The sequence below is a fragment of the Mesorhizobium sp. B1-1-7 genome (assembly GCF_006442705.1).
Classification (GTDB): Bacteria; Pseudomonadota; Alphaproteobacteria; order Rhizobiales; family Rhizobiaceae; genus Mesorhizobium; species Mesorhizobium opportunistum.
In genome coordinates this window covers 161,861-174,706 of sequence record NZ_VFWQ01000006.1, presented here as the reverse complement: position 1 = coordinate 174,706, position 12,846 = coordinate 161,861, and the positions used below count along the sequence as shown (strand labels likewise).

Here is a 12,846-nt window from a genome sequence, read left to right as displayed (position 1 = left end):
CATGACTGACAAGACCAGCCGCGGCGAATACGAGACACGGCTCGATCCGGCGCTGTGGGCCTATATCGACAGCATCAATGCCTGGTACCCGGCTGAGATCGTCGACCAGCCGATCGCCAAGCAGCGCGCGGTCTACGACCGCATGTGCCGGGCGCTGCGCCAGCCCTATCCGCCCGGCGTGGTCGCCAAGGACGGGCTGATCGCTGCCGCCGGCCGCGACATTGCCGTCCGGCGCTACCAGCTCACCGGCACCGCGCCGCGCGCGACGGTGCTCTACTTCCATGGCGGCGGCTTCATCCTTGGCGGGCTCGACAGCCATGACGACATCTGCGCGGAGATCTGCGCCGGCACCGGCTTTGCCGTGCTGTCGGTCGATTACCGGCTGGCGCCAGAGCATGTCCACCCCGCCGCTTTCGACGATGCGCTGGCCGCCTTCGAATGGGCGGCGGCCAAGACCGGTGACCCGCTGGTGCTGTGCGGCGAGAGCGCCGGCGGCAATCTGGCCGCGGCGGTGGCGCAGGCGACGCGCGGTCATCCCCGCGCTGCGATCGGCCAGGTGCTGATCTATCCCGGCCTCGGCGGCGACGAGAGGTCCGGCTCCTATGTCGAACACGCCAACGCGCCGCTGCTGTCCGTCGGCGACATTGCCTTCTACCGCGACGTGCGGTCGGCCAAGCGGCAATCGCCCGACGACCCGACATTCTCGCCGCTGCGCGACAGAGATTTCTCCGGCCTGCCACCGACGGCGATCGTCACGGCTGAATGCGATCCGCTGTCATCCGATGGCGAGACCTATCGCGACCACATCCTGGCGGCCGGCGGCAAGGCATGGTGGCATGAAGAAAAACGCCTGGTGCACAGTTTTCTGCGCGCCCGCACCACGGTGCCGGCGGCGGCGGAAGCTTTTGGGCGCATCATTTCGGCTATCGCGGCTCTGGGTCGCGGCGAGTGGCCGTACTGACTCTTACGACGCCGCGGCCTTTGCCTCGGATGATGTGGCCTTCAGCCACAGCGCCTTTTCGCCGAGCGTGGCGACCATGGCGGCATGGGCAACGCGTTCGGCCTCGGTCAGGCGCGGCAGCAAGGGCGCGGCACGAACGGCGGCAATGATTTCGATGTGGCGGACATTTTCGCCGCGCTGCGCCGGCGCGGTCGCGCTGTCCAGGATGAGGGCGGCCTGCTTGCCACCGATCAGCTCGATATAGACCTCGGCCAGCAGTTCGGAATCGAGCAGGGCGCCGTGCTTGGTGCGCTTGGCGTTGTCGATGCCGTAGCGCCGGCAGAGCGCGTCAAGCGAGTTGGGGCCCATCGGGTGCTTGCGGCGCGCCAGTGCCAGCGTGTCGACGACAAGGCCGGGATCGACGACGGGATGGCCGAGCCGGCCGAATTCGACGTTGAGGAAGCCGATATCGAAGGTCGCATTGTGCGCTACCAGCTTGGCGCCGTCGGTGAAAGCCAGCCATTCCTCGACGATCTCGGCAAAGGTCGGCTTGCCCGCGAGGTCCGCGGCGCTGATGCCGTGCACGGCCTGCGCCTCCGCATGGATCGCGCGCCCTTGAGGGTTGATGTAGTGATGGAAGGTGCGGCCGGTCGGGAACCGGTTGACCAGCTCGACGCCGCCCAGCTCGATCACGCGGTCGTCGCGCGAATCCAGGCCGGTGGTTTCGGTATCGAAGATGATCTCGCGCATCGAATCAGGTGCTCCTGGGGGCAGAATCGCGAGACCGGAACAAAATGGCAATGGGAAATGCCTGTTTTCCCTTCTCCCCTTGCGGGAGAAGGAAGAAAGCGTCAGCGACCCCCTGTCAGCTGCCTGATGATTGCATCGACCTCAGCACGCGCGGCATCCATCCCCTCACCGGTGTCGATGACGAAATCCGCCAGCCTGCGCTTTTCGGCATCCGGCACCTGCTTGGCCAGGATCGCCGCCAGCTTTTCCTCGGTCATGCCAGGCCGTGCCAGCACGCGCTGGCGCTGGACTTCGGCGGGTGCGGTGACGACGACGACCTTGTCGACGCGGTTGCGGCCGCCGGTTTCGAACAGCAGCGGAATATCGAGCACGGCGATCGATTCGCCCGCGGTACGATGCCTGGCCAGGAAGGCGTCGGCGTCGGCGCGCACGAGCGGATGGATGATGGCTTCGAGCTGCTTCAGCGCGGCGGGGTCACCAAGTACACGGGCGCCAAGTCTTGCTCGATCGACCACGCCGGCAGCGGTTGTTCCCGGGAAAGCCGCCTCGACCAGAGGCGCTGCCTTGCCGGCATAGAGGCGGTGTACCGTCTCATCGGAATCGTGGACCGGCACGCCGGCCTCGGCGAACATCTTGGCCGTCGTCGACTTGCCCATGCCGATCGAACCGGTGAGGCCGAGCACGATCATGGCTTCGGCACCAGGTCGGCGACGATGATCGCGCGGAGCTCGGCCGTGACCTTCGGCCTGACGCCGAACCAGTGTTCGAAACCGGGCACGGCCTGGTTGAGCAGCATGCCGAGCCCATCGACGGTCTTCAGCCCCCTGGCGCGCGCGGCGGCAAGCAGCGGTGTTTCCAGCGGCACATAGACAAGGTCGGTGACGATCGCATGGCTCGGCAGCAGCGTCGGATCGGCGGCGAGGCCCTCATTGCCGACCATGCCGAGCGCCGTGGTGTTGACCAGCAGGCCGGCATCGGCAAGCAGTTCGCCGGTCTCAGCCATGCCGTGCGCCGAAACGCCGGCGCCGAAACGATCGCGCAACTCCACCGCCCGGGCGAGCGTTCGGTTGACGATGCGGATGTCGGAAATGCCGCGCTCTTTCAGCGCGTGGATGACGGCGCGGGAGGCACCACCAGCACCGAGCACCACCGCCGATCCCTTGCTTGCCCAGCCCGGCGCATGATCATCCAGATTGGCGGCAAAGCCATGGCCATCGGTGTTGCCGCCCCACAGCGTGCCGTCCTCGAACCACAGCGTGTTGACGGCGCCGATCTCCTCCGCCGCCTGGTCGCGGCGGCCGGCCAGCGCAAAGGCGGCTTCCTTGTGCGGGATGGTGACATTGCCGCCGCGATAGCCGTTGGCCTGCAGGGTTGCCAGGAATTCGGCAAAGTCGTGCGGCGCGACATCGATCGCCTCGTAGCTGCCGTCGATGCCATGCTTGGCCAGCCAATGGCCGTGGATCTTCGGCGAGCGCGAATGCTTGATCGGATGGCCAGTGACAAAGGCCTTCTTCGTCGCCTCAGCCATCGATCGCTCCCAGCGTGCGCAGTTCGGCCAGCAGCGGCAAAAGCGGCAGGCCGACAATGGTGAAATGGTCGCCTTCGATCTTCTCGAAGAGCTGGACGCCTTCGCCCTCGACCTGGTAGGCGCCGACGCTGGCCAGCGCCCTGGCGCCGACGCGGGCGAGGTGGCGGCCGATGAAGGCGGGATCGAGCTTGCGCATGGTCATGGAGGCAATGCCGACATGGCGCCACAGCACCTTGCCGTCACGCACCAGGACGGCAGCGCTGTTGAGCTGGTGGGTCTTGCCAGACAGCGCCAGCAAATGACGCCGCGCGCCTTCCATGTCGGCGGGCTTGTGGGACACCTCGTCACCCAGCGACAAGGTCTGGTCGCAGCCGAGTACCAGGGCGCCGGGCCGGCGCTCGCTCACCTCGGTGGCCTTGGCCTCGGCCAGCACCAGGGCGACGTCTTCCGGCGAAACACCGCTATCCTGCAACGGCGCCTCGAGCGCGCGCTCGTCGACATCGGCCGGCACCGCTTCGACGTCGATGCCGGCACCAAGCAGCATCGCCTTGCGGAACGGACTGCCGGAAGCGAGGATGATTTTCTCGGTCATGCTTGTTCACCAGGGTTGGCGTTCCGTCACGCACCCCTCATCCGACCGAGCTTCGCTCGGCCACCTTCTCCCGCAAGGGGAAGGGAGGTGCTGCGCTGACGCCGCTGCAAATCGCCAACTGGTGGTAATCTGCGGGACGCCAGCGCCGAGTTCTTCCTTCTCCCCTTGCGGGAGAAGGTGTCGCCGAAGGCGACGGATGAGGGGTGCGTGACGGAATGCTCACTTATCTCGTCTGCCCTAGCGCGACTTCCCCCGCAGGGCAACGATCGCCGCCGCGGTTTCCTCGATCGAGCGGCGGCTGACGTCGATCATCGGCCAGCCATGGCGCGTGCAGATCTGGCGGGCGTAGGCGAGTTCTTCGTTGATGGCGGCGCGATCGACATAATCGGTCGGCACGTAGGAGCTGCTGTTGCCCAGGATGCGGTTCTGGCGGACATGCGAGATGCGTTCGGCGGTGGCGATCAGCCCGACCACCAGGGGGGTCTTGGCCGCGACCAGGCTTTCGGGGACGGGCACGCCGAGCACGATCGGAATGTTGGCGGTCTTGATGCCACGATTGGCGAGATAGATGCTGGTCGGCGTCTTCGACGTGCGCGAGATGCCGATCAGCACGACATCGGCATCATCCATGTTGAGCGGCAACTGGCCGTCATCATGGTCCATGGTGAAGTTGAGCGCATCGATGCGGCGAAAATATTCGGCGTCGAGGACATGCTGGGCGCCGACGCGCCGGCCGGCCGGCGTGCCGAGATAGGATTGGAAGACGGTGAGCACCGGCTCCAGCACGGAGACGCAGGGCAGGCCCATCGCCGCACAGCGCTCATCGATGCCGCGCGCCAGTTTCTGGTCGACGACGGTGTAGAGAATGATGCCGGGCTCCTCCTCGATGTCCTCGAACACTTTCGCCACCTGCTTTTCGGTGCGGATCAGCGGATAGATATGCTCGATGGCGCGCGCGTCCTTGTATTGCGCCGAAGCGGCCCGGCCGGCAGCGAGCAGCGTTTCGCCGGTCGCGTCGGAAATCAGGTGCAGGTGAAAGAAGCTCTGGGGTTTGTTCACAGGGATCACCTGGGGCTGTGGGCGGATGTGGATAAGGTCGGACAGCGAGCCTGGCTCGTTGGAGGCGACTGTATCAGATGCCACTTTGTCCACAATTCGATGTGCTGTCAGCTTCGTCGGAGGGCTGGGGACAAGTCCGTGGACGGATTTGCTTGGCCTTGGCCTGTCCACAGGGCCGGGTTTTCCGGCCGGGTCCTAAGGCTTTGGAAGCGATGATGGATTCCCGACTGTCCCCAGAACCCAACAATCCGGCCAAACGAGCGCGCGACAATATGCTTGCTGGCTTTTTGCGAGGCGAAGCGGGACAGGTGGCAACCACCAGAACCAACAGACTCTTAGAATCAGAAGAATCTTAGATATAAGAATATTTGATTAGAAAGAGGCTTGGAGAAGCGAGCGCTCGATGCCCCAGAACCGGATCATGCTGGATGTCCTGAAGGGCAAGGCGATTTTTCCTCCACCACTCTGGATGATGCGCCAGGCCGGACGCTATCTGCCGGAGTACCGTGAAACGCGACGGCGGGCCGGTTCGTTCCTCGACCTCTGCTATGACCCCGACCTTGCGGTCGAAGTGACGCTGCAGCCGATCGAACGCTTCGGCTTCGATGCCTCGATCCTGTTCTCGGACATCCTTGTCGTTCCGCATGCGCTTGGCCGTGACGTGCGCTTCGAGGAGGGCAGAGGACCGCTTTTGACGCCGATCTCGGCAGCGGAGATTTTGGCTCTCGAAAGCGATGTGTTTCACGTGAATCTCGAACCGGTCTACGAGACGGTTCGCCGCTTGCGGGCAAGATTGCCTGGCGAGACGACACTGATCGGCTTCTGCGGCGCGCCGTGGACCGTGGCGACCTATATGATCGCCGGCCATGGCACGCCTGACCAGGCGCCGGCGCGGCTGTTTGCTTACCGCGAACCGGCGGCGTTCAAACGGCTGCTGAAAGTGCTGGCCGATCGTTCCGCCGCCTATCTGATCCGCCAGATCGAGGCGGGTGCGGACGTGGTGCAGATTTTCGATTCCTGGTCGGGCGTGCTCGACGATGCCTCCTTCGAACAGTTCTGCGTCGAGCCGGTGGCCGAGATCGTCAGGCAGGTAAGAGCCGTCCATCCCGATGTGCCGATCATCGGTTTTCCCAAGGGCGCCGGTGCCCGCTACCAGAGCTACCGCGAGAAGACCGGTGTGACGGGGCTGGGGATCGACTGGACGGTGCCCCTGGCGGCAGCAAAGGACTTGCAGCGCTCTGGTGCCGTCCAGGGCAATCTCGATCCCTTGCGGCTGGTGGCCGGCGGCAAGGCATTATCCGATGGCGTCGACGCGATTCTCGGGGCGTTGGGGGATGGACCGCTGATCTTCAATCTCGGCCATGGCATTACGCCGGAGACGCCGGTGGCGCATGTCGAGGCGATGGTGAAACTGGTGAGGAGCGCGGCACGCTGATGGCTCGGCCAAAAGAGATGAACAATTCAGGCAACACGACTAACAGTGGGGGCAGCACCGGCCAGGCGATGATGCGCATGACCGTCGGCATCGCCGCGCTGATCGTGCTGACGGCGCTTTTGTTTTTTGTCGCGCCCGACGGTTTCTATCCCTGGGCGAAGGCGATCCATATCCTGGCCGTCATTTCCTGGATGGCCGGCATGCTCTATCTGCCGCGGCTGCTGGTCTATCACGCCGATGCCGAGAAGGGCTCGGTCCAGTCGGAGACCTTCAAGGTGATGGAGCGGCGCCTGCTGCGCGGCATCATCAATCCGGCGATGATCGCAACCTGGATGTTCGGCCTGTGGCTGGCCTGGAAAGGCTTTGGTTTCCAGGGCGGCTGGCTGCACGCCAAGATCGGTTTCGTGCTGCTGTTGTCCGCCGTTCACGGCTATCTGGCCGGCGCGGTGCGGAAATTCGCCGAGGATGCCAACGAAAAGTCCGCGAAGCACTGGCGGATGATCAACGAGATCCCCACATTGCTGATGATAGCAATCGTGATCCTGGTTGTCGTCAAGCCGTTCTAGGCCTCCATCGGTCGGGTAAAACGCAGCTTGCTCTTTCACCCGACCGACGATAAAAGACGGGTCTTCCTTCCCGTCATGCGCCGCCCTTCACTGTTTTCGGCCGCGTCCGGCATTTGTCGCATCCCGCCGATATATTTTCCCCAAAGCAGATTCAGAGTCCGTCTATGCAAGAAATGAAACTCGCAGAGTTCAAGAACAAGAAACCGCCAGAGCTGATCGCTTATGCCGAATCGCTCGAGGTGGAAAACGCCAGCGTCATGCGCAAGCAGGAGCTGATGTTCGCCATCCTGAAGAAACTGGCCGCCCAAGAGATCGAGATCATCGGCGACGGCGTGGTCGAGGTGCTGCAGGACGGCTTCGGCTTCCTGCGCTCGGCCAATGCCAATTATCTGCCCGGTCCCGACGACATCTACATCTCGCCCTCGCAGATCCGCCGCTTTTCATTGAAGACCGGCGACACCGTCGAGGGGCCGATCCGTAGCCCGAAGGAGGGCGAGCGCTATTTCGCGCTGCTCAAGGTCAACACGATCAATTTCGACGACCCCGAAAAGATCCGCCACAAGATCCACTTCGACAATCTGACGCCGCTCTATCCTACCAAGCGGCTGAAGATGGAGATCGACAATCCGACCAGCAAGGACATCTCGCCGCGCGTCATCGACCTGGTAGCGCCGATCGGCAAGGGACAGCGCGCGCTGATCAACGCGCAGCCGCGCACCGGCAAGACGGTGCTGATGCAGAACATCGCCCACTCGATCACCGCCAACCATCCGGAATGCTATCTGATCGTGCTGCTGATCGACGAGCGGCCGGAGGAAGTGACCGACATGCAGCGCTCGGTGAAGGGCGAGGTCATATCCTCAACCTTCGACGAGCCGGCGGTGCGCCACGTGCAGGTCGCCGAAATGGTCATCGAGAAGGCCAAGCGCCTGGTCGAACATGGCCGCGACGTCGTCATCCTGCTCGATTCCATCACTCGCCTCGGCCGCGCCTACAACACCGTGGTGCCGTCATCCGGCAAGGTGCTGACCGGCGGTGTCGACGCCAACGCCCTGCAGCGGCCGAAGCGCTTCTTCGGCGCGGCCCGCAACATCGAGGAAGGCGGCTCGCTGACCATTATCGCGACCGCGCTGATCGACACCGGCAGCCGCATGGACGAAGTCATCTTCGAAGAGTTCAAGGGCACGGGCAACTGCGAAATCCAGCTCGACCGCAAGGTCGCCGACAAGCGCATCTACCCGGCGATGGACATCCTCAAGTCCGGCACCCGCAAGGAAGACCTGCTGGTGCCGCGCGCGGACCTGCAGAAGATCTTCGTGCTGCGCCGCATCCTGGCGCCGATGGGAACCACCGACGCAATCGAGTTCCTCATCGACAAGCTGAAGCAGACCAAGACCAACGCCGATTTCTTCGATTCGATGAACACGTAACGGTCGGTCCGAAACGTTCGGATTTTTGCATTGAGCCCCATTCCGGGAGACCGGGATGGGGTTTTGCTTTGGCGGGATCAGGTCGCATTCCCGATACCGAATGGCCATATGCGGCAGCACACAACGCCGTCTTCATGCGACGAGTAGCACTTCGCAGGTGCCGACGATGTGAACAAGACAATCCCGACCCTGATCGGCTTTTCGGCCATCCTGACCTGGTCCTTCCTGGCGCTGCTGTCGACTGCAGCGGGGCCGATCCCGCCCTTTCAACTTGCGGCCATGACATTCCTGCTTGGGGCGCTCGCCGGTGCAAGCAGCTGGATCTTCCGGCCGGCGGCTATCCGGTCGCTGCGGCAGCCATGGCCGGTCTGGGCGACAGGGGTTGCGGGACTGTGCATCTACCATTGCGCCTATTTCTTCGCGATCCAGTCGGCGCCGCCCGTCGAGGTCAGCCTGATTGCCTATCTCTGGCCATTGCTGATCGTCGTTTTCGCCGCCTTCCTTCCGGGTGAAAGGCTGCGGGTACACCACATTATCGGTGTTGTCCTTGGTCTTGCCGGCGCGATCGTGGTGATCACCAAGGGCGGCACTATCGGCCTCGCCAACGGCGTGATGAAGGGCCATGTCATAGCGCTGTTCTGCGCCTTCATCTGGGCCGGCTATTCGGTGCTGTCACGCCGGTTCGGCCAGGTGCCGACCGATGTCGTGGCCGGCTATTGCTTCATCACTGCGGCGGTCGCCTTCGCACTTCACCTGACGCTCGAGACCACCGTCTGGCCGCAGACCGTGACGCAATGGAGTGCCATCCTCGTCCTCGGTGCGATCCCGCTGGGCGCCGGCTTCTACGCCTGGGACTATGGCTGCAAGCACGGGGACATCATGATCCTCGGCGCCTTGTCCTACGCCGCGCCGCTGTTTTCGGTGATCGTGCTGCTGCTGGCAGGGTTCGGCGTGTTCCATTGGTCGGTGGCGCTCGCCTGCGTGCTCATCACGATAGGCGCGATGGTTGCCGCCAAGGATTTGCTGTTCAAGTCGCGGCCCGCCGCGGCGCCGGCTGAAACGGCAATTTTGGCTCCGGCGTCGCGGGCTGAGGGCACCTGATCTATCGGCGACGCAGGAGACGCTCGAGCTCTTCCGGATCGGTCACGGCGGGAAGGCAGACCTGACCGGTGCACAGCCAGGCGCCGGGCCTGTTGGTCGGCGGCAGGATTCCACCGGGCAGCAAGGGTCGATTCGCTGCCGTACCGATCGGCACGATGATATCGACGCGCCGCGGGTCGGGGCTTCTATTCGCTACCGGAACGAGCTTTGGATCCTCCGGCGCGTCCACGATGACCAGTTTCAGCGGTTCGATGGCAAGCGCGCAGGCATTGACGATGCCGGCCTGGCCATAGGCCTGGTGCTCGGCGCGGCCGGCGGCATGCTCGGCGATCATCCAGGCACGCTCCTGCAGGTCGACATCGCCTGTGACGGAGGCGAGCCGGACCAGCGCCTCGATGATCTGGCTGGTGGCTGATGAAATGGCTTCGTCGACATCGCCCCTGATGCGGATAGGCACGTCTGTACTGTCCGAGGCGGTCAGATAATAGCCTGTTCCCGAGGCATCGGCGTGCCAGAGGTCGAGCTGTTCGACGAACCGGCCGGCCTGGTCGATATAGCTCCAATCGCTGGACGCCTCGAACAGCGAGATCGCGGCATTGGTCATGGCCGCGTAATCGCTCGACAGAGCCGGGAACAGTTTCCGGGCGCCGAGCATCGAATGCGGCAAGCGGTCGTCGCGGCTGGCGGCGCTGATATGGGCGAAGGCTTTTGCTGCGGCATCGATCCAGTCGGGCCGCGCCAGCGAGCGGCCGGCCTCGGCCAGCGCCGCAATCATCAGGCCATTCCAGTCGGTGAGCGTCTTGGCGTCGAGGCTTGGCCGGACGCGCCCCTCGCGCACGGCAAGAAGCCTGGCCTTGAGCGGGATGAGCTGTTCACGATCGGCAACGCTCTCGGACAGCTGGGCGCTGGTTTGGTGGATGATTGGCTTGCCTTCCCAAGCTGGCGGGCTGGCAGGTGTGAAGTACTTGAAAAACAAGGCAGAATCGTCGCCGAGGGCGGCTTCTATCTCGTCTCTGCTCCAGGTGTAGAACAGCCCTTCCTCGCCATCGCTGTCGGCGTCGAGGCTGGCGGCAAAGGCGCCGCCATCGACGCGCATTTCGCGCAGCAGCCAATCGACGGTGTCTTCGATTCGTACCCGGAACAAATCATTGCCGCTTGCGGCAAAGGCCCAGTTGCAGAAGCGGATCAACTCCGCATTATCGTAGAGCATCTTTTCGAAATGCGGCACCAGCCATTCCGCGTCGGTGGAGTAGCGGCTGAGCCCGCCGCCGATATGATCGTAGATGCCGCCGGCCAGCATCCGCTCGAGGCTGACCAGCACGTCGTCGCGGTGGGTGGCATTGCCGTCGCGCAGCCAGGACAGCCACAGGGTGAGCATGAATGGCGCGTTGGGGAATTTTGGCGCGCCGCGCAGGCCTCCGAGATGGCGGTCGATCATGCCGTCGATGCGGCCGGCGAGTTCGGACAGCGTGTCGCGATCGAGAAGCGCCCTGGAATGCATACCCGAAAGCCGGGCCTCGACATGGGTGGTCAGGCCATCGGCGCTCTGGTGCAGGCTTGTCCGCTTCTCGCGCCAGGCCTTGTCGACGGCCTCCATCACCTGGATGAAACCTGGACGGCCATAGCGCGCCTGACGCGGAAAATAGGTGCCGCCCCAGAACGGCTTGCCGTCCGGCGTCAGGAACATGGTCAGCGGCCACCCACCCTGTTCGCCCATGGAGGACAAGGCCGCCATGTAGATCTGGTCGATGTCGGGACGCTCCTCGCGGTCGACCTTGATATTGACGAACAGACGGTTCATGACGGCGGCGACGTCGTCATTCTCGAAGCTTTCATGGGCCATGACGTGGCACCAGTGACAGGCGGCATAGCCGACGGAGAGGAGGATCGGCCTGTCCAGGGCTTTTGCCTCCTCGAGAGAAGCCGGCGACCAGGCCCGCCAATGGACGGGATTGCCGCTATGCTGCTGCAGATAGGGGCTGGCTTCGTCGGCAAGCAGGTTTTTCGCGGGCAATGTCACGGCAGGCGACTCGGGCACACTCGGTTCAACGTGTGGCGGAAGCTAGGGCGGTTCAACAAAGCGGGCAAATGTTTTCAGGCGATTCCATCATTGCACTGTCGAGCGGCCGGCTGCCGGCTGGGGTCGCGGTGCTGCGCATTTCCGGCCCGCAGACTCGATTCGTAGTCGAAACGATTGCTGGCGGGATGGTTAAGGCGCGCGCGGCGACCCTGCGCGCGTTCAAAGCGCCGGATGGAACGGTGCTGGACAACGGCCTGGTCGTCTTCTTCCCCGGTCCGGCCAGTTTCACCGGAGAGGACGTCGCCGAATTCCATGTCCACGGCGGGCGCGCTGTTGTCGCTGGAATGCTGCAGACGATCGCCGGTTTTGACGGCGTAAGGTACGCAGAACCCGGTGAATTCACGCGCCGCGCCTTCCTGAACGGCAAGGTTGACCTGGTCGAAACCGAGGCCCTCGCCGATCTGGTCAACGCCGAGACCGAGGCGCAGCGCCGCTTCGCCATCCGCAATGCCGAGGGCGCCCAGAGCGAACTCTATCTCGGTTGGCGTCGGCGGCTAATCCATGCGCGGGCCATGATCGAGGCCGAAATCGACTTTGCCGACGAGGACGACGTGCCCGGTTCCGTTTCGGATACGGTCTGGTCTGACGTGCGGGTAATGATCGACGAGATCGATCGGCACATTGCCGGATTCCATGCCGCCGAGATCATTCGCGATGGGTTCGAGGTCGTCATTCTCGGTGCGCCCAATGCCGGCAAGTCGAGCCTGTTCAACGCCTTGGCGCGCCGGGATGCTGCTATTGTAACGGATGAACCGGGCACGACGCGGGATCTGCTCGAAGTGGCTCTGGATCTCGGAGGGCTGCGGGTCCGGCTGACGGATACGGCGGGGTTGCGGGAAGCGCCGGGCAAAGTCGAGGCGATCGGCATTGAGCGGGCGAGGGCGAAGGCCGGCCGCGCCGATCTCCTGCTGGTGTTGGAAGACGTAGCGGACTCCGGGGATATCGGGCCGTTGTCCGCGACGATCCCGGCATTACGCGTCGGAACCAAGCTCGATTTGTTGGACGCGCAAGCGTCCGCGGAAGCGGCCCGACGGTATGACTTCGTCATTTCCGTTATGAATGGGGCCGGAGTCGATGCGTTGCTGACGGAGATCGGCCGGCGCGCCGCGGATGCGGCTGGGAACGTTGGCGATATCCTGCCGTCGCGGCTACGCCATGTCGAATTGCTCGACGAAGCGAAGCGGCATCTGGTTCGCGCCATCGACAGTGGCGTTGCCGGCCAGGAGCTGCGTGCCGAGGAGCTGCGGTTGGCCGCCGATCGGCTGGGCCGGATTGTCGGCGCCATCGACGTCGAGGATATGCTCGACGTTATCTTCTCGCAATTCTGCATCGGAAAATGACTCACGTGAAACACGCACGCGCCTG

At 64.0% G+C, this 12,846-nt stretch carries 12 protein-coding genes; 6 read left to right on the top strand and 6 right to left on the bottom strand.

Features of this window, described 5'->3' with window-relative positions; translation table 11 throughout:
- Position 1 precedes the first annotated feature (1 nt).
- Positions 2 to 961: an alpha/beta hydrolase gene (locus FJ978_RS12030; RefSeq protein ID WP_140572286.1), complete on the top strand. Its 960-nt coding sequence runs from the start codon at positions 2 to 4 to the stop codon at positions 959 to 961.
- 3 nt (positions 962 to 964) lie between these two features.
- On the opposite strand, the gene dnaQ is transcribed toward FJ978_RS12030, so the two are convergent.
- The 5 genes from dnaQ to FJ978_RS12005 form a co-directional block, all read right to left on the bottom strand.
- Positions 965 to 1,690, bottom strand: a complete 726-nt coding sequence (gene dnaQ, locus FJ978_RS12025) for a DNA polymerase III subunit epsilon (RefSeq protein WP_140572285.1) — start codon at positions 1,688 to 1,690, stop codon at positions 965 to 967.
- A gap of 101 nt (positions 1,691 to 1,791) precedes the next feature.
- Entirely contained in the window at positions 1,792 to 2,379 is a 588-nt protein-coding gene (gene coaE, locus FJ978_RS12020) for a dephospho-CoA kinase (RefSeq protein ID WP_140572284.1), read from the bottom strand.
- The gene (locus tag FJ978_RS12015; protein WP_140572283.1) at positions 2,376 to 3,218 is read right to left on the bottom strand and encodes a shikimate dehydrogenase; all 843 of its coding nucleotides are present in this window, start codon (positions 3,216 to 3,218) and stop codon (positions 2,376 to 2,378) included. Before FJ978_RS12015 ends, coaE begins: the two co-directional genes overlap by 4 nt.
- Complete coding sequence (locus FJ978_RS12010) at positions 3,211 to 3,810, bottom strand: Maf-like protein (RefSeq protein ID WP_140572282.1); 600 nt, start codon at positions 3,808 to 3,810, stop codon at positions 3,211 to 3,213. The genes FJ978_RS12015 and FJ978_RS12010 overlap by 8 nt, the downstream gene beginning before the upstream one ends.
- Before the next feature lie 237 nt (positions 3,811 to 4,047).
- Positions 4,048 to 4,869, bottom strand: coding sequence for a pyruvate, water dikinase regulatory protein (locus tag FJ978_RS12005; RefSeq protein WP_031258696.1), 822 nt, complete (start codon positions 4,867 to 4,869; stop codon positions 4,048 to 4,050).
- Positions 4,870 to 5,272: 403 nt separating this feature from the next.
- Here FJ978_RS12005 and hemE point away from each other — a divergent pair, with 403 nt between their 5' ends.
- The 4 genes from hemE (at position 5,273) to FJ978_RS11985 (ending at position 9,401) form a co-directional block, all read left to right on the top strand.
- Complete coding sequence (gene hemE, locus FJ978_RS12000; protein ID WP_140572281.1) at positions 5,273 to 6,304, top strand: uroporphyrinogen decarboxylase; 1,032 nt, start codon at positions 5,273 to 5,275, stop codon at positions 6,302 to 6,304.
- Positions 6,304 to 6,870: a protoporphyrinogen oxidase HemJ gene (hemJ, locus tag FJ978_RS11995; RefSeq protein ID WP_013892131.1), complete on the top strand. Its 567-nt coding sequence runs from the start codon at positions 6,304 to 6,306 to the stop codon at positions 6,868 to 6,870. The genes hemE and hemJ overlap by 1 nt, the downstream gene beginning before the upstream one ends.
- A gap of 164 nt (positions 6,871 to 7,034) precedes the next feature.
- Positions 7,035 to 8,300 carry a transcription termination factor Rho gene (rho, locus tag FJ978_RS11990; protein WP_013892132.1) on the top strand — a complete coding sequence of 422 codons (1,266 nt, stop codon included), beginning with the start codon at positions 7,035 to 7,037 and terminating at the stop codon, positions 8,298 to 8,300.
- Between the two features lie 168 nt (positions 8,301 to 8,468).
- The gene (locus FJ978_RS11985) at positions 8,469 to 9,401 is read left to right on the top strand and encodes an EamA family transporter (RefSeq protein WP_140572280.1); all 933 of its coding nucleotides are present in this window, start codon (positions 8,469 to 8,471) and stop codon (positions 9,399 to 9,401) included.
- A gap of 1 nt (position 9,402) precedes the next feature.
- On the opposite strand, the gene FJ978_RS11980 is transcribed toward FJ978_RS11985, so the two are convergent.
- On the bottom strand, positions 9,403 to 11,421 hold the full coding sequence (locus tag FJ978_RS11980) for a thioredoxin domain-containing protein (RefSeq protein ID WP_140572279.1): 2,019 nt from the start codon (positions 11,419 to 11,421) through the stop codon (positions 9,403 to 9,405).
- A 68-nt stretch (positions 11,422 to 11,489) separates the two neighbouring features.
- Between FJ978_RS11980 and mnmE the strand changes: the two genes are divergently transcribed.
- Entirely contained in the window at positions 11,490 to 12,821 is a 1,332-nt protein-coding gene (gene mnmE, locus FJ978_RS11975) for a tRNA uridine-5-carboxymethylaminomethyl(34) synthesis GTPase MnmE (protein ID WP_140572278.1), read from the top strand.
- The last annotated feature ends 25 nt before the right edge of the window (positions 12,822 to 12,846 follow it).

Excerpts from the sequence above, each read along its gene's own strand:
- FJ978_RS12030 (WP_140572286.1), top strand. The coding sequence starts at position 2 with ATGACTGACAAGACCAGCCGCGGCGAATACGAGACACGGCTCGATCCG.
- dnaQ (WP_140572285.1), bottom strand. The coding sequence starts at position 1,690 with ATGCGCGAGATCATCTTCGATACCGAAACCACCGGCCTGGATTCGCGC.
- coaE (WP_140572284.1), bottom strand. The coding sequence starts at position 2,379 with ATGATCGTGCTCGGCCTCACCGGTTCGATCGGCATGGGCAAGTCGACG.
- FJ978_RS12015 (WP_140572283.1), bottom strand. The coding sequence starts at position 3,218 with ATGGCTGAGGCGACGAAGAAGGCCTTTGTCACTGGCCATCCGATCAAG.
- FJ978_RS12010 (WP_140572282.1), bottom strand. The coding sequence starts at position 3,810 with ATGACCGAGAAAATCATCCTCGCTTCCGGCAGTCCGTTCCGCAAGGCG.
- hemE (WP_140572281.1), top strand. The coding sequence starts at position 5,273 with ATGCCCCAGAACCGGATCATGCTGGATGTCCTGAAGGGCAAGGCGATT.
- hemJ (WP_013892131.1), top strand. The coding sequence starts at position 6,304 with ATGGCTCGGCCAAAAGAGATGAACAATTCAGGCAACACGACTAACAGT.
- rho (WP_013892132.1), top strand. The coding sequence starts at position 7,035 with ATGCAAGAAATGAAACTCGCAGAGTTCAAGAACAAGAAACCGCCAGAG.
- mnmE (WP_140572278.1), top strand. The coding sequence starts at position 11,490 with ATGTTTTCAGGCGATTCCATCATTGCACTGTCGAGCGGCCGGCTGCCG.